Source organism: Bacillus paranthracis (assembly GCF_024296885.1).
Taxonomy (GTDB): Bacteria; Bacillota; Bacilli; order Bacillales; family Bacillaceae_G; genus Bacillus_A; species Bacillus_A paranthracis.
On the sequence record NZ_CP101135.1, the window covers coordinates 2,138,969 to 2,160,486 of the forward strand.

A 21,518-nucleotide genomic window follows, 5' to 3' on the forward strand; every position below is an offset into this window, starting at 1 on the left:
CCCTTCTTTTTTTACATTAGTCTATGGATAAAATGTCATGTTGTTGAGGAAGTTTGGGTGCCCGAATTTCTAACACGCCATTTTGATACGAAGCTTTCGCTGCTTTTTTATTAATGGAGTACGGTAATTTAATCAATCTAGATGCTTCTGAAATGGAACGTTCTCGGCGATAATAGTTATGAGATGTTTCTTCTTCAGCCTCTTCAAGTATTTCTTCTTTTACAGAGACTTTTAAGTATTCACTTTGTATTTCAATTTGAATTTGTTCTTTTTGTATACCTGGTAGTTCAGCTGTAACAACGAGTTCTTCACCAACTTCATATAAATCTACAGGGAATGTTAATAAACGGTTTCCTTTTTGGAAAAAATGATTTAAATCAGCGATTACATTACGAAGTGGTGTTTGCTCGAAGAAATCATCAATTTGCTTTAAATAATTACGAACCGGTGGGCGAGAAGAGTCTTTTTTTTCTTCACTCATGATATTCCCTCCTAAAAATCAATTTGCAATATCATATGACAAAAGCGGAGAAAGGTGAGTGCCTAGTTTTCATGTTTTCATAAAAAAATGTTAAAAATGTGAAATGGAGTGATTTTTTTATAGTTTTTGGTCGCCATATTCAGTTGATTATGCTAGTATAAATAGGGTTGATATAGTAGTATAGAGACAGAATGAAAACTGAAAGAGGGTAAGAAGTATGTGTGGTTTTGTAGGATGTTTATGTGAAAACCCTAGAGAGTTTTCAGAAACAGAAAAACATCAATTTGAAAATATGAACACGATGATTTTCCACCGTGGTCCAGATGACGAAGGATATTTTCGTGATGAACATGTACAATTTGGCTTCCGCCGTTTAAGTATCATTGACTTAGAGGCAGGACATCAGCCGCTAACTTATGAAAATGATCGATATGTAATTATTTTTAATGGTGAAATTTACAACTATGTAGAATTACGTGAAATGTTACTTGAAAAAGGTGCAACGTTTGCAACGCAATCTGATACAGAAGTTATCATTGCATTGTATGCACATATGAAAGAAAAATGTGTAGACTACCTTCGTGGTATGTTTGCATTTATGATTTGGGATCGTGAAGAGAAGAAACTTTTCGGTGCACGTGATCACTTCGGTATTAAACCTTTATACATCGCACAACAAGGTGATACTACATTCTTCGCATCTGAGAAGAAAAGTATTATGCATGTGATGGAAGATAAAGGTGTTAATCCAACGTCTCTACAACATTACTTTACGTATCAATATGGTCCAGAGCCAGAAACATTAACAATTGATGTTAATAAAATCGAGCCTGGTCATTATTTCGTGAAAGAAATTGGTAAAGAGATGGAAATCCATCGCTACTGGAAGCCTTATTTCAATGCTTCAAGTGCAACGAAAGAGGAACATATCCAAGCAATTCGTGATGTGTTATATGATTCAGTAAAAGTGCATATGCGCAGTGATGTACCAGTAGGTTCATTCTTATCTGGTGGTATCGATTCATCTATCATCGCTTCTATCGCAAGAGAAATGAATCCAAATCTTTTAACATTCTCTGTTGGTTTTGAGCAACGTGGTTTCAGTGAAGTTGATGTTGCGAAAGAAACTGCTGAGAAATTGGGCGTTAAAAACCATAATGTATTCATTTCTGCAAAAGAGTTTATGGATGAGTTTCCAAAAATCATTTGGCATATGGATGATCCTTTAGCTGATCCAGCAGCTGTACCGTTGTACTTCGTTGCTAAAGAAGCACGTAAACATGTAACAGTTGTTCTTTCAGGTGAAGGGGCAGACGAGCTATTTGGTGGTTATAACATTTACCGTGAGCCAAACTCACTGAAAATGTTCTCTTACATTCCTAGCCCAGGTAAGAGCGTTCTAAAAGCATTAAGTGGTGCTCTTAAAGAAGGCTTTAAAGGAAAGAGCTTCCTAGAGCGTGGATGTACGCCAATTGAAGAGCGTTACTATGGAAACGCGAAAATCTTCCGTGAAGAAGAGAAAGCTGAATTAATGAAGTATTACAATGAAAGTGTTAACTATATGGATATCACGAAACCATTGTATAACGAGATTAAAGATTATGATGATGTAAGTAAAATGCAATACATTGACATGTTCACTTGGTTACGCGGTGACATTTTATTAAAAGCTGATAAAATGACAATGGCGAACTCATTAGAACTTCGTGTACCGTTCTTAGATAAAGAAGTATTCGATGTTGCATCTAAAATTCCAACTGAATTTAAGATTGCTAACGGAACTACGAAAGCTATTTTACGTGAAGCAGCACGCGGAATCGTTCCAGATCACGTATTAGATCGTAAAAAACTTGGATTCCCAGTACCAATTCGTCACTGGTTAAAAGACGAAATGCATGATTGGGCTATCAATATTATAAACGAGAGTAAGACAGAGCATTTAATCGACAAACAGTATGTATTAAACTTACTGGAAGCACATTGTGCAGATAAAGGCGATTATAGCCGTAAAATTTGGACTGTACTTGCGTTTATGGTATGGCATCAAATTTATGTTGAGCATAAATACGATACGAATAAGTTCCACGAAGAAACGAAACGTGCGTATAGCTTAGTTTAATTAGAAAAACCTTAAGATCGCATACGGTCTTAAGGTTTTTTTCATAAATAGGACGTATGATTGATACAATAATAGTAAAAGGATGGACAACATATGATTACGTTTGAAAAAGTAACTGTAGAAAATGAAAGCGTTGTTAAAGAAATGTTTCACTCACATAGTTTAAGTGAGAAACAGGTACAGTATTGTGTGAAAGTCGATGATACATATATTGGTGTAATAGATTATCGTGTTCAAGGGGAGACTGCGGTTTTATCTCAGTTAATTATTCACTTTGATTATCAAAGTTACGGTTATGGAACAAATGCGTATTTTACATTTGAAACAATGATGAAAGAAAGAAATGTGAAAGAGATAAAGGTAGTACAAACGGAATTAACAGAACAAGCAAAATCATTTATAGAGAGCTTTGGGTTTAATGAGGGAGATGGAATATATGTGAAGAAAATATAGTGATGAGTAGTTATGCGGGATAAATATAAGGCAGGTGGATGTATGACGATGACTTCAGGTCTTGTATTAATTGGAGGGTGTTTTTTAGTAGCGGAGCTAAGCCATATGCTTATTCAAAAAAGAATGAATAAGAAGAGAAAGCCGTATGAATTACAATATGCTCCAGTGTTTTTCCTTTTGTTTTGTATGCTACTTACATTACAAAACATAACGAACTTTCCACCGCTGTTAAATATTTTTTTGAAGTTTGGTTTGCTGTATAGTACCACTGGAATAGCCCTTTTATTTCTTTTATTTTGCATACGTTATATTCACTATCAATCGTATATATTTATTTTAAATTGGTTAAAACAAAATGATAGAAACCGCCTTACATAAGGCGGTTTTTTGTATTAACTGGATTTACAATTACTTTCTTATGTCCATTTATGTTTCACATGTTACGAATAAAAAATGTAAGTAGCAAATAAATATAAAAATAGTTTGAATAAAAATGAGGTCTAAATTATATATATTGAAAAAGTTTTCTGATATATCTATTGACAATGTATGATATATACATTAATCTTTAAAAAGTAAATGATAATCAATTTCAACTAGGAGGACTTATGGCACGCACTAAAAATATACTTATATTTTGCGTTATGCTACTAATGATCATAATCGCAGGGTGTAGTAAAGAAGAGAAGAAAGAAAATGAGACATCAGCTAAAGCAAAAGATTCGTATACGATAAAACATGCAATGGGCGAAACGACAGTGAATGGTACGCCAAAAAGAGTTGTTGTTTTAACAAATGAGGGGGCTGAGGCACTTTTATCTGTTGGAGTAACGCCGGTTGGAACGACGAAACCACGAGCTGGTGATGAATGGTATCCTCATTTAGCGAAAGAGTTAAAAAATACGAAAGTAGTAGGAACTGAGCGTGACATTAATTTAGAAGCAGTAATGAAGCTTCAGCCGGATTTAATCATCGGAAACAAAATGCGTCACGAAAAAATATATGGGCAGTTAAAAGAAATCGCGCCAACAGTATATGCTGAAACATTACGTGGTGATTGGAAAGAAAACTTTACACTTTATACAAAAGCTGTAAATAAAGAAAAAGAAGGGCAAAATGCTCTTAATGATTATAAAAAGCGTATTGCAGCAATAAAAGGACAATTAGGTGATAAAATTAATTCTAAAGTTTCCATTATTCGCTTCGTCCCTGGTGATGTTCGTATTTATCAAAAAAATTCATTCTCAGGTGTTGTATTAAATGATATTGGATTTAAACGACCACCATTACAAGATAAAGATGAATTTGCAATTAAAGGAATTACAAAAGAGCAAATTCCGAATATGGATGGGGACTACTTATTCTATTTCACATCTGATAAAGACGCGGATAAGAATAATGAAGGAAACACATTAGCAAAAGAATGGACAGAAGATCCACTATTTAAACAACTGCAGGCTTCTAAAGATAATAAAGTATTCCAAGTAGATGAAGTAATATGGAATACAGCAGGTGGTATTGTAGCTGCAAACCTTATGTTAGATGATATTGAAAAATATTTTCTGAAGTAAGTAAATTAACGAATGCATCACTTAAAATAGGTGATGCACTTTTTTGTTTGGGAAAATACAGAAAATCCCTTCTTTTGGGCGTGCATAAGTTGTACAATTAAAACAATCATGAAATAAAGGAGTGGGAATAAATGAAAGCTACTCATAAAGATTGGATTGTATTTAACGGAAGAATTGTAAATACGAAGGAAGAACAGCCAATGATTCCATTAGAGGAGAGAGGCTTTCAATTTGGTGATGGTATATATGAGGTATTCAGACTATATGATGGGAAACCACATTTATTAGATTTACATTTAGAACGATTCTTTCGTTCCATGGAAGAAATAAAACTAATTCCACCGTTTACTAAGGAAGAGTTAGTAGAAGAGTTATATCAAATGATTGAAGAAAATCAATTTCAAGAAGATGGTAATGTATATTTGCAAATATCAAGAGGTGCTCAAGCACGTAATCATGTATATGAGTCAAATATGCAACCAACATATTTTGCAAACATTGTTTCTTTTCCACGACCAATTGCTGCTATGGAACGAGGAATAAAAGTTACTGTAGAAGAGGATATACGCTGGAAGTTCTGTCATATAAAATCCTTAAACCTGCTACCTAATATTATGATTAAAAATAAAATAAACGAACAAGGCTATCAAGAAGCGATATTAGTACGAGATGGAATTGTAACGGAAGGGTGTCATTCAAATTTCTTTATGGTGAAAAATAATAAATTGATTACACATCCGGCTGACAATTTCATTCTGCACGGCATTACACGTCACTATGTTATTACATTAGCGAAAGAGTTACATATTGAAGTGGAAGAAAGGGAATTTTCACTTCAAGAAGTGTATGAGGCCGATGAGTGCTTCTTCACAGCGACACCACTTGAAATATTCCCAGTCGTTCAAATTGGTGACGAGCAGTTCGGAAACGGCGAAAGAGGACCGATTACAAAGAAACTCCAAGTTGCATATGGAGAAAGTATTCGTTTGTTTAAAGTTACGAACTAATATTAAAGAAAAAAGCTGGTATTCTTCCAGCTTTTTTTCATGATATAATTTAAGCATAGGACAAGATTTGAAAACGCTGTAAAAAGGGGATTTAATGTATGAATTATGAAGATTTTAAAGAAGTAATTCACGGTAGACGAAGTGTTAGAAAGTTCACAGAACAAGAAGTAGCCACTAGTGATATAAAAGAAATTATTGATTGTGCTCGTTATGCACCGAGTGATACGAACTCACAAACTTGGGAGTTCTTGGTCATTATGAACCGAGAAAAAATTAAAGAAATTGAACAAATGACATGGGATGCATTACATAAACTTGCGGCAAAAGCGGCAGAAAGCGGAGAAGAGAAAGCAGGAAAATTACTTACACGTTCTTTCGGACCATATGCAACAGCTTTCTCGGAGGCACCAGTATTAATCGTATGTTTGGCAACGCCATATGAATCAAAGTTTCGTGAAAAAATATTTGATCCAATTGCTTTTGTTCCAGATTCAGTTTGGGAAGAAGAAGGAATTAAGAGTAGCTGTTTAGCGGCACAAAACTTAATGTTGGCTGCACATGCGAAGGGGCTTGGTACATGCCCAATGACAGGACCGGTATTATTAGCTCAAGATGAACTACGACGATATTTACAAATTGAGCCTGAAAAACAAATAAATATGGTTATTTCACTCGGTTTTCCGAAGGATAAGCCGAAGAAACTTCCAAGAAAAGAAGTGGATGAGATTACAACATTTGTTTTTTAAAGCTGAAAATAAAAAGACATTGAATGAAACAATGTCTTTTTATTTTGGATAGGTATGTAATTAATCTGTTAGGCTAAAATGATAGATAAGAGGGAATTACTATTTATTTCATAAAAAAAATTAATGTTCTATTAAGGAAAGTATGATACATTAATCGTGAGCAAGGTTCTAGTTGTTCATGAAAGTGTTGAAAGTAGTCTTAAAATTTAAAAGTTATTTTTGTATAATAAATTATAATGAAATGACAGGGGGGATGAATTTTGAAAAAATTCATAATCACTGGATTGTCTGTATTGTTATTAGTTGGTTGCGGTGCTCCAAAGGAAAAAGAGGGTGCACAATCAAAGCCTGAAGAACAAGTCGTAAACGCAAGTAATGAGAATATAGTTGTATTTCCTGAAGGCGTAATGCCAATTGGAGAAGGAAAAGTGAAAGTTATTACTCCAGATGGTACTTCTGACAATGGCAATATACCAACCGTATTCATCAAAAAGGATACTTTAATTCAACACGTTGAATTAGAGCTTTCTAATTTTCAAAATGATAAAGAAACATTCGTATTTGTAGATCAAGTATTTGCAGATAAACATCAAGTAACTAGTACAACACAGACAACAGTACAATTAAAAGAAAAGGCGCTTGAAACAGGTAGTCATACGATTACTGCAGTTCAGTATGAAAACAATGACCCAAAAGGAAAGGTTATTAGTTTTAATCAAGCGACATTTGAGACAAAACCTGCGTCTTAATAAGGATAAAAAGTACATTACTCAAAAAAGTAGTGTGCTTTTTTGTTTGGACTAGAATGTACAATAGTGAATCACTTGTTTCGTTTTCTAATACAATTAAATAGAAAGAAATCACTTGTTACTACTATGATAGAAAAAAGGTTGAAGATGTGAATCGGTGTATTCATATCGTCTTGATTAGTATGAGGATGGCAGTAATTTGGTTTATGATACAAGAGGTTATGCAAGTTACGCTCAAGGATCAAATTCATGACTTATTAAAAGGAGCTATTTGTTTTACCATTGTTTCTCTATTATATGATAAACTCGGACTAAGGTAAGTTTCAGAAGAAAAATGTAGGTATTTTATTTGAAATGTCGAATAGTACATACGATGTCGTAATAACAAATTTTCTATTGTTTACTGTGAAACAGGAGAAGGAGAGATAGTAATGAAACGAGCTCTTATAAATATTGATTATACATATGATTTTGTAGCTGAGAAAGGTGCTTTAACATGCGGAAAACCAGGACAAGAAATTGAGAAGGAAATTGTCCATTTAACGAAGCAATATATTGAAAATGGAGATTACGTAGTCTTTGCCATCGATATACATGAAGAAAATGATGTATATCATCCTGAATCAAAGTTATTCCCGCCTCATAACATAGCCGGTACAAATGGAAGAGAGTTATTTGGTGAATTACAAGATGTGTATGAAACATATAAAAATGCAGAGAATGTATATTATATGGATAAAACACGATATAGTGCATTTGCAGGAACAGACCTAGAGATGAAGTTACGAGAAAGAGGAATAGAAGAAGTTCATCTTGTAGGTGTTTGCACTGATATTTGTGTTCTTCACACAGCAGTAGATGCTTATAATAAAGGATTTAAAATTGTAGTTTTTGAAAAGGCGGTTGCATCTTTCAATGCGCAAGGGCATGAATATGCACTTGGACATTTTAAATCTTGTTTAAACGCAGAAGTGAAGTGAAAAAAGAGACCTTTAAAAAAGGTCTCTTTTTTACGTTTAAATAGAAACGACATTTTGCTCGATTAGTTTTTTTATGAACGGGCTTATTTTTTCTGGTAACGCATTTATATCAAAAAATTGTACATGTAATGATTCAATTCCATCAGCTTTTAACGTACCGCCTGTAATGTTTTTGCAAAGGTAGGCAATAGTTATAGGGTAAAATTCATCACCGTTCGGTAATTTTACAAAAAATTCTTTTCCAGAAAATACGCTTATTAATTGTAAGGTTCCTATTTCAATCCCTGTTTCTTCGAGCACTTCTCGTCTCCCAGCTTCTTCTGTGGATTCACCAAGTTCAACGAATCCACCAGGAACACCCCAAATACCATTTTGCCTTTGCTGAAGTAATATTTGTCCTTGTTCATTGAAAACAGCTACAGCAACTCCTGCTAGATTGAGTGGTCTTGATCCGACAACTTCTCTAAGTTCTTCAATATATCCCATTGTATGTAACCTCCGTAAGAAAAAATAAAAGCAAATAAACTATTCGTTATTATGTAAATATATTCCTCTTTATAAGGGGAGAGATGACATATAACTTATTTGTGTTATTTGGTAAAATATACATCAAAAAAGGTCAAATAAAATCTTTGACCTTTTTTGACCAAATGTTATAATAAAGACAGAAAGAGATAATCTTTCATTCATAAACAATAAGGAGGAAAAAATATGCGTAATTTATTTCCAGAAATAACAAAACGTCAAAATGGTATTTTTGATTTTGGGCCTTCTTTATTAGAGGGGATGACAGATGCTTTCTTTAAACCGATGAACATGGATACTTTTAAAGTAGATGTTCATGAACAATCTGATAAATATACAGTGAAAGCAGATTTACCAGGTTTTCAAAAAGAAAACATTCAAGTTGAATTTGAACAAGATGTATTAACGATTCAAGCAACTAATCATAATGAAGTAGAAGAAAAAAATGAGAATGGCATATATATTCGTAAAGAACGTTCTATAGGTTCTGTAACTCGACGCTTTAATTTTAAACAAGTTGAGGAAGAAAATGTTAAAGCAAATTATAAAGATGGCGTACTGACAATTGAATTGCCAAAATTGAAAGAAGAAAAAAGTAGTAAGACAACAATTAATATCGAATAAAAGAGCTGATAAATTCAGCTCTTTTTTTACGTAGTTAATGAATAAATGAGTTGAAATCATAATGAGATGAATAAAGTTTTAACGTATAAAAAAATTTCAAGATTTGCTCCCCCTTAGGTTATTAAAAAGGGTATATTTAAAGGGAAAGGAAAAGGAAAAGGAAAAGGAAAAGGAAAAGAACATCTAGACATACTATATAAACTGAATTAGTAATAAAGTCAAAATACATAGTAAGGGTAGTGGCATTTTAGATTAGGATAATAGATTTTCCTAGAATAAACTGAGACGATTATGAATTTTTTAATTAGTAAGGAAGTGGTTAGATGAGTTTATTAACGTATACTGAAGAATTTTTTAATTATGTAAGGGAGTTTTTGCTTTTAAGATTTTTACTATTTGCTTTCGTTCTAATCATTATTTCTTTTGTAATAAACCGCATTATTGATTGGTTTTTTAGGAAATCAAGCTTTTTTGATGAAGAGGTAGAGCAAACGATTCAAAGTGTGATTCGATCTATTTTTAGATATATCATTATCATCAGTCTAATTATATATTTAATTAGTCAATTTGTAGATATAAAAGGTATCATTGCAGGTGCAGGGATAGCAGGGGTTGTTATCGGTTTTGCTGCACAACAGATGCTGAAAGATGTTATATTAGGCTTTGCGAGATTAGCGGACAAAGAGTTTCGTGTTGGCGATTTTGTTACGTTTAACGGAACAAACTCAGGAACGATTGAGGAAATTAGTATTCGTTTTATGCAAATTCGTGAATGGTCTGGAAAACTTCTTACGATACCACATGGAGAGATTCGAACGATACAAAATTTTAATAAAGGATGGATGCGCGTAATTGAACGGATTACGGTAAGTTATCAGGAAGATCCTACAAGAGTTAAGGAATTGTTAGAAGAAGTTTGTGTGAATTGTAATGAAAAGTTGACCACAAGTCTTTATAAAGTAGAGGATGAAGCTGTTGAACCTTTTAAATATGTAGGTGTTACAGATTTAAACCCGAATCTGAAATACGTTGGATATGAATTTTGTATTACAGGTTTAATAAAGCCAGAAGATTATTTTGAAACTTCTAGACAAGTAAGATTTGAATTAATGTCTATGTTCCATAAGAATCAAGTGCAAATGCCAGCAGCAAATATGCTTGTTACTACTGAAAGTTTACAGCATAGCCAAGGTGGACAATCTTTATCGGATAGCTAAAGTAGAATAGTTTGGTAACGGAAGTGCTGCTTTCAACATTGGATAGAAAAATAATAATAAAATGATTGATATAAAAAAGAGCTGAAGGAATTCAGTTCTTTTTAATTTGTAGAATTTAGAAATTTCTTAATGTTATAATGGTAGATGGTGATGAAAATGAACTTTGAAGAAAAAGAGATGCATCGTTTAGAGGCATTAAAAGCAATTGCTGAATTATTAAATGAAGCAACAAATTTACAAGACATGTTAGAAAAAGTGTTACATACTTTGTTACAAGTTATGAATTTACAAACAGGCTGGATCTTTTTTATTGATGAAAGTGGAAAACACCGTATGCTTGTAGATCAAAACTTACCGCCAGCTCTTACGTGGCAAGAGAAGAAGCCGATGTGTGAAGGAGATTGCTGGTGTGTAGAGCGTTTTGTAAATGGCAGATTGGAAAAAGCGACAAATATTATTGAATGTAAGCGAATAGAGGATGCGATTGAGTGTAATTGGGGAGATACCGAAGATGTTACGCACCATGCGACAATTCCATTAAGGTCCGGGTCGGAGAAGTTTGGTCTCTTAAATGTGGCCGCGCCTCAAAAAACACATTTTTCAGAGGAAGAATTAGCATTATTAGAATCAATTGCATTTCAAATAGGGACGACAATCCAACGTATTCAGCTAGTGGAAAAAAAACGTAAATATGTAGTAGTAGCTGAACGAAATCGACTTGCACGTGATTTACATGATTCAGTAAAACAATTGTTATTTTCTATCATGTTAACCGCAAAAGGTACGCTAAATATGACGCAAGATAGAGACTTGCAAGAGATGTTGAGCTATATTGGAGAATTATCACAAGAAGCATTACAAGAGATGACACTTTTGATTTGGCAATTAAGACCGGAAGGATTAGAGAAAGGGTTAGCTGAAGCAATTAAAAATTACGGAAAGTTGTTAGGGATTCACGTGGAAGTTCGAATTGATGGAATGGTTTCAATTGGTGATGAAATAGAAGAAGTTTTATGGCGTATTAGTCAAGAAGCGATACATAATTGTAAGAAACATGCTTCATGTGAAAAGGTACATGTTCTTTTAAAAATAGAAGATAACCAGTTGTATTTTTACATAGAGGATAACGGAATAGGATTTATACAAGAGCAAGTAAGAGAGTCAGCACTCGGTTTAAAAAGTATGAAGGAACGTATTCAGTTAATGAGGGGATCATTTCAAATAAAAACGGAGCTGAAAAAGGGTACGAAAATTGAAATTCAATTGCCAGTTTGAAGGGGAGAAGAAGGTTGAAAATTAAATTACTACTAGTTGAGGATCATCATATCGTTCGAAGAGGACTTGTATTCTTTTTGAAAACGAGAGAAGAATTTGAAATTGTTGGGGAAGCAGAAAATGGAGAAGATGCGTTAACATTCGTCCAAACAAAAAGGCCAGATGTAGTATTAATGGATCTATCAATGCCGAAGATGGATGGCATCGAAGCAACAAAACAAATAAAACAATATGATGAAACGATAAAGATACTCATATTAAGCAGTTTTTCAGAGCAAGATTATGTTTTACCAGCACTTGAAGCCGGAGCAGATGGTTATCAATTAAAAGAAGTACAACCTGAGCAACTTGTAGCTTCTATTATTGCAGTACATGAAGGAAATACGAATTTTCATCCGAAAGTAACACCAGCACTATTAGGACGATCAGTAGTCAAGAAAGAAAACCCTTTTTCTATGTTAACGAAAAGAGAACAAGAAGTACTTCGTGAAATTGCGAAAGGGCGAAGTAATAAAGAAATTGCAGCAGTGCTTCATATTACAGAACAAACTGTAAAAACACATGTTTCAAATGTTTTAGCTAAATTAGAAGTAGATGATCGTACGCAAGCTGCATTGTATGCAGTGAAACATGGGGAAAATAATAAGTATGAATAAATGTTTCGCATAGTATGACAGAATACATAGGAGCAATTAAAATGTTATAGTTAAGTCTAATAAAGGTTTTTCTTCTTTCAATAATTAGGTACAATAAAATGAAATTTTAATCCGTGGAGGGTCTATACCCACTGATTATTAACCCACACCAATTGTTTTTTTACGGGATAAAGCTACGATTGAAGGTGAAGATATGCTATGCCTGGTACAAGAAGTGGGATTGGAAAGATTCAAGCTTCGTTAAACGGTTTATCACCGGAATTGCGAAGTATTGCTGAACATATTTTAAAACATCCACAAGATGTTGTACATAAATCTATTACTGAGTTAGCAGAAGTTACGAATAGTTCTGAGGCTACGATATTTCGCTTATGTAAACACCTCGGTTTGCAAGGATTCCAAGATTTAAAGATTTAAAGATTACATTAGCTCGTGAAATTGTCCATACACCGATGCAAAATATTCATGAAGAAGTATCAGCAGAAGATAGTATGGTAACTGTTGCTAAAAAAGTTTTTCATTCACATATTACAGGACTACAAGATACATTGCATTTGTTAAATGATACGGCATTAGAGCAAGCTGTAAAAGCTTTGCAAGAAGCAAATCGAATCGAGTTTTACAGAAATGGTGGTTCTGGTATTATTGCGATGGATGCATATCATAAATTTATGAGAACGGGTATTTCATGTATCGCTCATACTGATTCGCATTTTCAAATTATGGGAGAGGGTTTGCTCTCGAAAAATTCAGTTGTTATCGGCATTTCTCATTCTGGTAGCAATAAAGGGTTACTGGAAGCGTTAGAAGTAGCAAAAGCAAGAGGAGCTAAAATTATTGCGATTAGGAGTTATCAGAAATCGGCATTAATTCAACTGGCTGAGATTACATTATAGACTTCAACACGTGAAACGGAATTCCGCACAGAAGCAAGTTCATCAAGATTAGCGCAGTTAAGTTTATTAGATACTTTGTACGTTGGGTTATCGTTACAACGCCAAGAAGAAACGTTGCAAAATCTACAAAGTATTCGTGAAACAATTTCGATGAAACGAATATAAAAAAGAGGCTGTCTCAAAAGGTGCTTTTTAGCCAGAATCGTATAAAAAGTGAAAGGCAGAAATGTTGATTTTATAACGTTTCTGCCTTTTCAATTTCATGTGATCTTACTTCGAAAGAGATTTATGAGACAGCCCCTTTTTTATTAGTGAATAGTTTGTTTATTTATTTTCTTGTAGAAATACGTGACTTACTTATAGCCAATGATGACTCTCATTTAAAAAATATAAAACGATTTATACAACAATTCAAACATTGTTCATAATTTCACAATTTGTTTTTGAAGTGTCATGTTATGATGAACATGTAATGATGATTGAACACTTAAACTTGGCACAATGATTAGCCAAACTAGTGAAGACAGAAGTTGTGAGATGAACTCATGAAAAATTCTAAAACACTAAAGGGGAGATCACATATGAAAGCAGTAGTAGTTAATAAAAATAGTAAAGCAAATATTGAAATTATTGAAAAGGAATTACGTCCGTTACACTCAGGTGAAGCGCTAGTAGATGTAGAGTATTGTGGAGTTTGTCATACTGATTTACACGTTGCAAATCATGATTTTGGAAACACAGATGGCCGTATTCTTGGTCATGAGGGTATAGGTATTGTGACGAAAATCGCTGATGATGTTACTTCACTAAAGGTGGGGGACCGTGTAAGTATTGCATGGATGTTCCAATCTTGTGGACGTTGTGAATATTGCGTGACTGGTAGAGAAACATTTTGCCGTGAAGTTAAGAATGCTGGTTATTCAGTAGATGGTGGTATGGCTGAACAATGTATTGTGACAGCTGATTATGCGGTGAAAGTACCAGAAGGATTAGATCCAGCTCAAGCATCATCAATCACATGTGCGGGTGTAACTACATATAAAGCTATAAAAGTATCCAATATTAAACCTGGCCAACCTATCGTCATCTATGGTTGTGGTGGATTAGGTAACCTAGCTATTCAATATGCTAAAAACGTATTTGGTGCAAAGGTAATTGCAGTAGATATTAATGACGATAAATTAGCCTTAGCAAAAGAGGTTGGAGCTGATATGACAATCAATCCAATTTCTCAAGGTCCTGCTGATAAGATTGTTCAAGATGAGTTTGGTGGTGCTTATGCTGCTGTAGTAACAGCTGTTTCAAAAGTAGCATTCAACTCTGCAGTTGATGCAGTACGTGCTTGTGGTAAAGTCGTTGCAGTAGGTTTACCAGTAGAAACGATGGATTTAAACATTCCGCGACTTGTACTAGATGGAATTGAAGTGGTTGGCTCTCTAGTCGGTACTCGTAAGGATCTAGAAGAGGCATTTATATTCGGTGCAGAAGGAAAAGTAGTGCCTGTTGTTCAAACTTGTTCTCTAGATAAAGTACAAAGTGTATTCGAAGAAATGGAACAAGGTCGAATTCAAGGACGTATGGTAATCGATTTTAAACAGCATAATTGTGATTGCAAATAATTCACATTAAATATAAAAAATATGAGTCTAACAAAGTACATGTAAAAAAGTTAGACTGCATAAAAAGATGATCCCTGTATGCAATAGGGATCATCTTTTTTATATTCTACTAATATCAATGCCAATCCATACTTGATTAATGAGACAGGATTAAAGGTTCACTTTATTTGCAAAAGAAAAAGAATCTTTATGTTTAACAAATTTTTTATGATCAGGAACGGTTTGAATTGCTACAGTTTGCGAATCTCTTGCTTTCAGTGCATCTTGAATCCCGAGTGTCATAAGCTTAATAAATAGAATCGTAATAAAGAATGAAGCGAGAGTATAAAAAATGATCCACCATGAAAGATTCATTTCATTACGATTTAAGCCAATAAGGCCTGCCCAATCATTAGATAGAGAAACAGGTTTGAGCACTCCGTCATACAGTTCACGCATTTGTATCCCACCAATTACAATGTTAAGCAACGCTAAATGGATAACGAGTATGAGTGTTTGGACGATATGTTCCATAAATAATACAAATAAGCGGTCAAGTAATAAGACTCGTAAGTGTTTTTTCATAATATGAAAACGGCTAGCACCTAATAATTGTGCACTTAAAATGTAATCTCGTTTCATAAATTCATCAACCTCTGAGGATATATATAAAGAAAGTGTAGGCAGAGCAACGAAAATAAGTACGAGTACTTGATAAAACGTAAATGAAATATTTGGATCTAACCCATCAGCATTTGATGTGATTACAATATTAACGGGCGTGATGAGTATGAATGCGATAAATAGAGTTGGAATATAATAAAAAACTTCTGAGCATGCTTGGAAAAATCTCTTGAATTTTGGAGCATATAAACTTAAGAGAATTCCTATACATGTTCCGCATAAAATTCGAAAGAAGCTAATTGCCACGGCTAATAAAATAGTAAATTTTGCTCCTTCTATAATTTGTAAGAAAACAGACTCTCCAAAACGATCAGATCCAAAAGGCGGAATTAACGATGGCGGAAAGGGGGCCTTTCCAAGTAATTCGTTATTGTCATTGTAAAGTAACTGAGGAGGTTTTGGGATGTTATCTTTAAAGAACCAACTATAAATAAAACTGGCTGAAATAAGTATAAATAAATAAGTAAAGCCGATTAAAAAGCGTTTTGATTTCCAAATAGATTTCATAATGCTACTCCTTTCAAGTGCTTTTGCCATCTATTCATCATGAATGAGATTATTTGAAAAATAGTATAAAACGGTAAGATAATCATAACCAGTATGATAAATGCAGCTGGAGGTGAAATAAACGCCTTATTAAATAAGAATTGAATAATGCCTTCCATATTAAAAACAAATTCTAAAATGAATAAATTAGAAAGTAAGAAAACAAAAATCGTTTTTAAATGGTGGAAGAAGTGGATAGATATATTTTTGAATAAATGAATGCATAGTATATAACTTGATGAAAGGCCTTTTCCATAGGCAACCTCTACATAATCTTTTCCATGTTCTTCTTTTATGTATAACACCATCATTCGAAACATTTGTAATGTAGGTAAGACTGCTAAAGATACAATTGGGAGTAAATAAGCTCGATTTTCATTAAAAGAAATAATGGTGAAAGGAGCTTCCCCGAATTTTCTAAGTACCCATATGAAAAATATTTGCAAACAAATCATCATCATCATATCAGGGACAGCTTCTAATATGAACACAATTCGGTTTATCCATTTTTTTATATAATCTTTTGCTAAAAAATAAAAAAATGCCATGCTGGATGATAGAAAGAGCGCAAGTAAAAAGGCTAAAAATAATACAGTAAATGAATATAGGTAAGGTTCTAAAACAGTTGGGAATAAGGGTATTTTTTTGAAACTACCAAATTTCGGATCTGATCCTATCACTACTAATGATTCAGGGGAGAAAACATCTTTTAACATAGTAACAATCTGGTTAAAAAAAAGAATTGGTTGAAAGGTAAATCCATTTTGAGTGATAAATAAATAAGGTAAATTTAATAATAATAAGAGTGATAAAAGAATTGATGAAAGCTTAATTGTGAATTGAGATATTTTATGTAACATTAAATCCCTCCGACATCTTTTTACAACATTATACAATAAATTCCGGCATATTTTTATATTTTTCTGAAAAATAAGAAATTAATCGAGTTTTATAATTATAATACGGAATATACTTACATAAGGAAATCTCTATATTGAGGACCGGATTTCTATGTCCATCAAGAGAAATTCCTAATATTCCCATTTTAGAAGCATTTACTTTACTTCAATTGATTGGCATTTGGTGTTATTCCAATGTTACCAAGTTAATAGAACTAAGTTTTCTTAAAACAAAAACCACTGAAATATAGAAGTGGTTTGGAACGTAAGGAATTTGTAAGGAAGGAGTAAGAAAAAAGAGATTTTCAATGTGTATGATCAAAATATAGAGAAGAACGGGAGGGGGAGTAGTTACTATCTATTTATATAAAAACAAATTAATTAATAAAACGCTATGGAAGAAAAGAAGAAATTATAGAAGTTAACAGATATCTGAAGAAGAGGGATTGATCATTTATTAGGTCAGAGAGTTGTTTGAAGAAATAATTGGTCTATAGATGATTGCAAATTCAGTATTGACTTTTATCATTGGGAGGGTTGATAGCTGTGTGATTAGCATATGACATAACTATCAACCAGCAATACAATTTAAATAGAGGAGAGGAATGCTTTATGAAAACACGCAGTAAAATTATATGTGCAAGTCTAGCACTTTTAATAGCTGGAAGTTCCCTTTTATACATAACACCAGCCTCAATTGTAAAAGCAGAATCGTCGCAAAATATATCAAGTTCGTTACAAACAAGTACGCAAAGCGATCGTGCTCCCGTTAAGAAAGCAATACGGGATGCACTGCAACTTGGATACCCGGGAATACTCGCTAACATTTCTAAGAGTGGTAAAACTTGGAGTTATACCGCTGGGGTAGCAGATGTGAGAACTAAGAAACCAATGAAAGCAGATTTTCACTTTCGTATTGGCAGTGTAACGAAAACGTTCATTGCAACAGTTCTACTTCAATTATGTGGAGAGAACCGTTTGAATCTAGACGACTCCATTGAAAAATGGTTGCCTGGTGTCATTCAAGGAAACGGATATGATGGTAACCAGATTACTATTCGGCAAATATTGAATCATACAAGTGGTATTGCTGAATATATGAATTCAAAAGACTTCGATATTATGGATACAAAAAAATCGTATACGGCTGAAGAATTTGTAAAGATGGGGATTTCCCTTCCCCCAGACTTTGCCCCGGGAAAGGGTTGGTCTTATTCAAACACAGGATACGTATTACTGGGGATCCTTATTGAAAAAGTAACTGGCAACAGCTATGCGGAAGAGGTTGAAAATCGGATTATTGAACCTCTTGATTTGTCAAATACATTCCTACCTGGTAATTCAAGTGTGATTCCAGGCACTAAGCATGCCCGTGGTTATATCCAACTAGATGGAGCAAGTGAGCTAAAAGACGTTACGTACATTAACCCAGGTAGCTCGGATGGAGATATGATTTCTAATGCTGACGATTTAAATAAATTCTTCTCATACTTACTTAGTGGTAAATTGCTGAAGGAACAGCAACTAAAACAAATGCTTACTACAGTTCCTACAGATAGAGAAGGAGCGGGATATGGTCTTGGAATCGTTGAATTTAAGCTTCCGAACGGTGTCTCGGTATGGGGACACAGAGGTAGCGTTCTAGGGTTTTCCACTTTTGTTGGTGGAACACTTGGAGGCAAGCATACATTGGCCGTCAATTTGAACAGCTTTAACTTTAGTAATCCTGATCCTTTTAAAAGTATTTTACTTGCTGAATTTAGGAAGTAGGCAAAAAGGCGAAATGGATAAGTTTTGTCATAGGTTTATAGTTTAAAATATATCATTTTGGTGCAAAAAACAACTTGCTCTAAAAAAATTTAATACTCGTAATTAAGTATAAAAGAACGCTATCGTTTTAAGTAAATATTTCAGGAGGGTTTTATGAAAAAGAAAATGATTACTGCACTTGGTGTTTCTGCTATAATACTGACTAATTTTGTAGGAAGTACTTATGCAGACACTAAAACAGGAGTTTCTGTTACAGCTCCCTACAATAAAAATCAAATAGCGGAATGGTTAGAAATGCACGCGAAGCCTTTAAAAACAACAAATCCAAATACACCTTTTAATGATTTAAAACCATTTAAGAATATGGTGGGTTCAGCTTCAATTGTAGGTTTAGGTGAAGCTACGCATGGGGCTCATGAAGTTTTTACGATGAAAAACCGTATTGTAAATTATTTAGTATCTGAAAAGGGTTTTACCAACCTAGTTTTAGAAGAGGGGTGGGACAGAGCTTTAGAACTTGATCGATATGTTCTTACTGGTAAGGGAAATCCAAGCCAGCATCTATCACCTGTATTTAAGACGAAAGAAATGTTAGATTTACTTGATTGGATTCGGCAATATAATGCTAATCCAAAACATAAATCTAAAGTGCGTATCATCGGGATGGACATTCAATCAGTAAACGAGAATGTTTATAATAATATAATAGAATATGTTAAAAGAACCAATTCAAAACTTGTGCCGAGGATAGAAGAGAAGATAAAAGGTCTTATTCCTGTAACAAAGGATATGAATACTTTTGAAAGCCTTACGAAAGAAGAAAAAGAAAAGTATATTTCAGATGCTAAACAAATTAGTGCTTTATTAGAGGAAAATAAAAGTTATTTAAATGGGAAATCTAAAGAGTTCGCATGGATAAAACAAAATGCTCGTATTATTGAACAGTTTACTACAATGTTAACGTCACCTCCTGATAAACCATCTGATTTATATTTGAAACATGATATCGCAATGTATGAAAATGCAAAGTGGACTGAAGAACATTTAGGAAAAACTATTGTATGGGGGCATAATGGCCACGTTTCGAAAACAAATATGCTTCCTTTTGTATACCCTAAAGTAGCTGGGCAGTATTTAGCAGAGTATTACGGAAAACGGTACGTATCTATTGGAACATCAGTTTATGAAGGACAATACAATGTCAAGAATAGCAATGGTGAATTTGGCCCAAATGGAATATTAAAATCGGATGATCCAAACAGTTATAACTACATCTTTGGACAAGTTAAAAAAGATCAATTTTTTATTGATTTACGTAAGGCAAACGGCGTGACAAAAACTTGGTTGAACGAACAACATCCAATTTTCGCTGGAGTAACTACCGAAGGGCCTGATATACCAAAAACAGTTGATATATCATTAGGTAAAGCGTTTGATATACTTGTTCAAATTCAAAAAGTGAGTCCATCTCAACTACATCAATAAATTTAGAATAATGTACCTTAATGAAGTGTAGTGTTAAGTGTCAATAGAGTTGTTTGAATATGTCAGTTAGGTTATTTTCATTAAAGGATTATTAAATGGAATAAATGTTTTCAAATTAGAGACGATGTGGGATAGAAGCACAGTATCATCAAGTTAACAAAATAAAATTCTACCTAAAATGAAAAAAACGCTATTCTTTCTATAGAATCATAGGAAAGGATGGCGTTTTTTGATCTAATCTATTACTACAATTTGCTCATGAAATTTAAAACTTTTTGTTCCCTAACACCTTAAGAAATCTTACTAAAAATGTTGAGTTTGTACAACAAACCACATACCTATTAAGCTAAAGAACAAGTTACTCAAAAACTAGAAAAAGAGTTTGTTTCGAAACGGATATTATGTAACTTTACCGGACGGATCAGTTACCTGTGGTTGGTTAATAGACTTAACTGAAAAAGCATTTGCAGAAGATCCTAAACTTGATGGTATTAAAGGTGTAATGAACTCTTCAGGAGAAGGAAAATGGACTGTTGAAACGGCACTTGAACTGCAAGCTGCAGCACCAGTTATCGCTATGTCATTATTTATGCGCTATCGTTCTCAGGAAGATGATACATTCCATGGAAAAGTAGTTTCAGCATTACGTAATCAGTTCAGTGGACATGAAGTTGTGAAAAAGTAAGGATGTTTTTGAAAAGAAACTTGTGCATAAGCGCAAGTTTCTTTTTTATAGTTTAAGAAATTACTAATTTAAAAATACCAATCAATCATCGTTTTTTTGTCACAAATGACAGCTTCAACTTTCATTGATTGAACAATATATTCTATATTTTCTTCTTTAGCTAATAATAAGGTTGTAAAGGAATCAAATATACTCATAAACGCATACTCATTGTCTTCGCCAGTAATAATTAACTCATTATTGCTAATGTCTCAAATATCTAATGGAGTAGTATTATCTACTTCTAATAATCCGTTTGTATCAAAAATTGGTGATTTGTCATCTAGCCAAATGTAATCCAACAAAATATAACCTCCTCTTAGACTTTGAAATATACGGATTCCCGTATTATGTTTTTTGTATTGGTTGTATTAAGTATAAAGCGCTGCATGAAATATGTCCCAACATAAAAATAAGAATAAATAAAATGAAGTTTTCATAAATAGTAAAAGGATGATTATGTCATCAGTGTAGCTAAGAAATGATGTTACATATGGAGAGAGCGTGTTAAAA

Annotated in this window: 19 protein-coding genes and 3 pseudogenes; 17 read left to right on the forward strand and 5 right to left on the reverse strand. The window is 33.5% G+C overall.

Annotated elements, in window-relative coordinates:
• Positions 1-16: 16 nt before the first annotated feature.
• Positions 17-481 (reverse strand): Hsp20/alpha crystallin family protein, encoded by a 465-nt coding sequence (locus NLJ82_RS10870; protein WP_001288083.1) that lies wholly within the window; start codon positions 479-481, stop codon positions 17-19.
• Positions 482-698: 217 nt separating this feature from the next.
• Between NLJ82_RS10870 and asnB the strand changes: the two genes are divergently transcribed.
• The 8 genes from asnB (at position 699) to NLJ82_RS10910 (ending at position 8,106) form a co-directional block, all read left to right on the forward strand.
• Positions 699-2,600: an asparagine synthase (glutamine-hydrolyzing) gene (asnB, locus tag NLJ82_RS10875; RefSeq protein ID WP_000333816.1), complete on the forward strand. Its 1,902-nt coding sequence runs from the start codon at positions 699-701 to the stop codon at positions 2,598-2,600.
• A 93-nt stretch (positions 2,601-2,693) separates the two neighbouring features.
• Entirely contained in the window at positions 2,694-3,053 is a 360-nt protein-coding gene (locus NLJ82_RS10880) for a GNAT family N-acetyltransferase (protein ID WP_000627508.1), read from the forward strand.
• A gap of 48 nt (positions 3,054-3,101) precedes the next feature.
• A complete protein-coding gene (locus tag NLJ82_RS10885; protein WP_000200473.1) occupies positions 3,102-3,431 on the forward strand; it encodes a hypothetical protein in 330 nt (109 codons plus the stop codon).
• 230 nt (positions 3,432-3,661) lie between these two features.
• On the forward strand, positions 3,662-4,624 hold the full coding sequence (locus NLJ82_RS10890; protein WP_000124631.1) for an ABC transporter substrate-binding protein: 963 nt from the start codon (positions 3,662-3,664) through the stop codon (positions 4,622-4,624).
• Positions 4,625-4,755: 131 nt separating this feature from the next.
• Positions 4,756-5,631 carry a D-amino-acid transaminase gene (dat, locus tag NLJ82_RS10895; RefSeq protein WP_000648393.1) on the forward strand — a complete coding sequence of 292 codons (876 nt, stop codon included), beginning with the start codon at positions 4,756-4,758 and terminating at the stop codon, positions 5,629-5,631.
• 98 nt (positions 5,632-5,729) lie between these two features.
• Positions 5,730-6,377 (forward strand): nitroreductase family protein, encoded by a 648-nt coding sequence (locus tag NLJ82_RS10900; protein WP_001105294.1) that lies wholly within the window; start codon positions 5,730-5,732, stop codon positions 6,375-6,377.
• 260 nt (positions 6,378-6,637) lie between these two features.
• Positions 6,638-7,126, forward strand: coding sequence for a hypothetical protein (locus NLJ82_RS10905; protein WP_000713486.1), 489 nt, complete (start codon positions 6,638-6,640; stop codon positions 7,124-7,126).
• Between the two features lie 431 nt (positions 7,127-7,557).
• Positions 7,558-8,106: a cysteine hydrolase family protein gene (locus tag NLJ82_RS10910; RefSeq protein WP_000816773.1), complete on the forward strand. Its 549-nt coding sequence runs from the start codon at positions 7,558-7,560 to the stop codon at positions 8,104-8,106.
• Positions 8,107-8,142: 36 nt separating this feature from the next.
• On the opposite strand, the gene NLJ82_RS10915 is transcribed toward NLJ82_RS10910, so the two are convergent.
• Entirely contained in the window at positions 8,143-8,592 is a 450-nt protein-coding gene (locus tag NLJ82_RS10915; protein ID WP_000540503.1) for an NUDIX hydrolase, read from the reverse strand.
• A 225-nt stretch (positions 8,593-8,817) separates the two neighbouring features.
• On the opposite strand from NLJ82_RS10915, the gene NLJ82_RS10920 reads away from it, so the two are divergent.
• The 6 genes and pseudogenes from NLJ82_RS10920 to adhP all read left to right on the forward strand — a co-directional run bounded on the left by NLJ82_RS10920 (position 8,818) and on the right by adhP (position 14,918).
• Positions 8,818-9,255 (forward strand): Hsp20/alpha crystallin family protein, encoded by a 438-nt coding sequence (locus NLJ82_RS10920; RefSeq protein WP_001245059.1) that lies wholly within the window; start codon positions 8,818-8,820, stop codon positions 9,253-9,255.
• Positions 9,256-9,578: 323 nt separating this feature from the next.
• Positions 9,579-10,472, forward strand: a complete 894-nt coding sequence (locus tag NLJ82_RS10925; RefSeq protein WP_000055416.1) for a mechanosensitive ion channel family protein — start codon at positions 9,579-9,581, stop codon at positions 10,470-10,472.
• A gap of 156 nt (positions 10,473-10,628) precedes the next feature.
• Positions 10,629-11,747: a two-component system sensor histidine kinase CasK gene (gene casK / locus NLJ82_RS10930; protein ID WP_001008447.1), complete on the forward strand. Its 1,119-nt coding sequence runs from the start codon at positions 10,629-10,631 to the stop codon at positions 11,745-11,747.
• Positions 11,748-11,761: 14 nt separating this feature from the next.
• The gene (locus NLJ82_RS10935; RefSeq protein ID WP_000694639.1) at positions 11,762-12,403 is read left to right on the forward strand and encodes a response regulator; all 642 of its coding nucleotides are present in this window, start codon (positions 11,762-11,764) and stop codon (positions 12,401-12,403) included.
• A 198-nt stretch (positions 12,404-12,601) separates the two neighbouring features.
• Positions 12,602-13,464: pseudogene (locus NLJ82_RS10940) on the forward strand (MurR/RpiR family transcriptional regulator).
• Between the two features lie 416 nt (positions 13,465-13,880).
• Positions 13,881-14,918, forward strand: coding sequence for an alcohol dehydrogenase AdhP (gene adhP, locus NLJ82_RS10945; RefSeq protein WP_000649104.1), 1,038 nt, complete (start codon positions 13,881-13,883; stop codon positions 14,916-14,918).
• Positions 14,919-15,068: 150 nt separating this feature from the next.
• Here adhP and NLJ82_RS10950 read toward each other — a convergent pair whose 3' ends face one another.
• Both NLJ82_RS10950 and NLJ82_RS10955 read right to left on the reverse strand, forming a co-directional pair.
• The gene (locus NLJ82_RS10950; RefSeq protein ID WP_000836563.1) at positions 15,069-16,088 is read right to left on the reverse strand and encodes an ABC transporter permease; all 1,020 of its coding nucleotides are present in this window, start codon (positions 16,086-16,088) and stop codon (positions 15,069-15,071) included.
• Positions 16,085-16,987, reverse strand: a complete 903-nt coding sequence (locus NLJ82_RS10955) for an ABC transporter permease subunit (RefSeq protein ID WP_000902489.1) — start codon at positions 16,985-16,987, stop codon at positions 16,085-16,087. The genes NLJ82_RS10950 and NLJ82_RS10955 overlap by 4 nt, the downstream gene beginning before the upstream one ends.
• Before the next feature lie 651 nt (positions 16,988-17,638).
• Between NLJ82_RS10955 and NLJ82_RS10960 the strand changes: the two genes are divergently transcribed.
• The 3 genes and pseudogenes from NLJ82_RS10960 to NLJ82_RS10970 all read left to right on the forward strand — a co-directional run.
• A complete protein-coding gene (locus NLJ82_RS10960) occupies positions 17,639-18,796 on the forward strand; it encodes a serine hydrolase domain-containing protein (protein ID WP_000857776.1) in 1,158 nt (385 codons plus the stop codon).
• Positions 18,797-18,949: 153 nt separating this feature from the next.
• Positions 18,950-20,281 (forward strand): erythromycin esterase family protein, encoded by a 1,332-nt coding sequence (locus NLJ82_RS10965; RefSeq protein WP_000728414.1) that lies wholly within the window; start codon positions 18,950-18,952, stop codon positions 20,279-20,281.
• A gap of 415 nt (positions 20,282-20,696) precedes the next feature.
• Positions 20,697-20,966: pseudogene (locus NLJ82_RS10970) on the forward strand (6-phosphogluconate dehydrogenase); the annotation flags it as partial.
• A 68-nt stretch (positions 20,967-21,034) separates the two neighbouring features.
• On the opposite strand, the pseudogene NLJ82_RS10975 reads toward NLJ82_RS10970, so the two are convergent.
• Positions 21,035-21,277: pseudogene (locus NLJ82_RS10975) on the reverse strand (DUF2711 family protein); the annotation flags it as partial.
• Positions 21,278-21,518 lie beyond the last annotated feature (241 nt).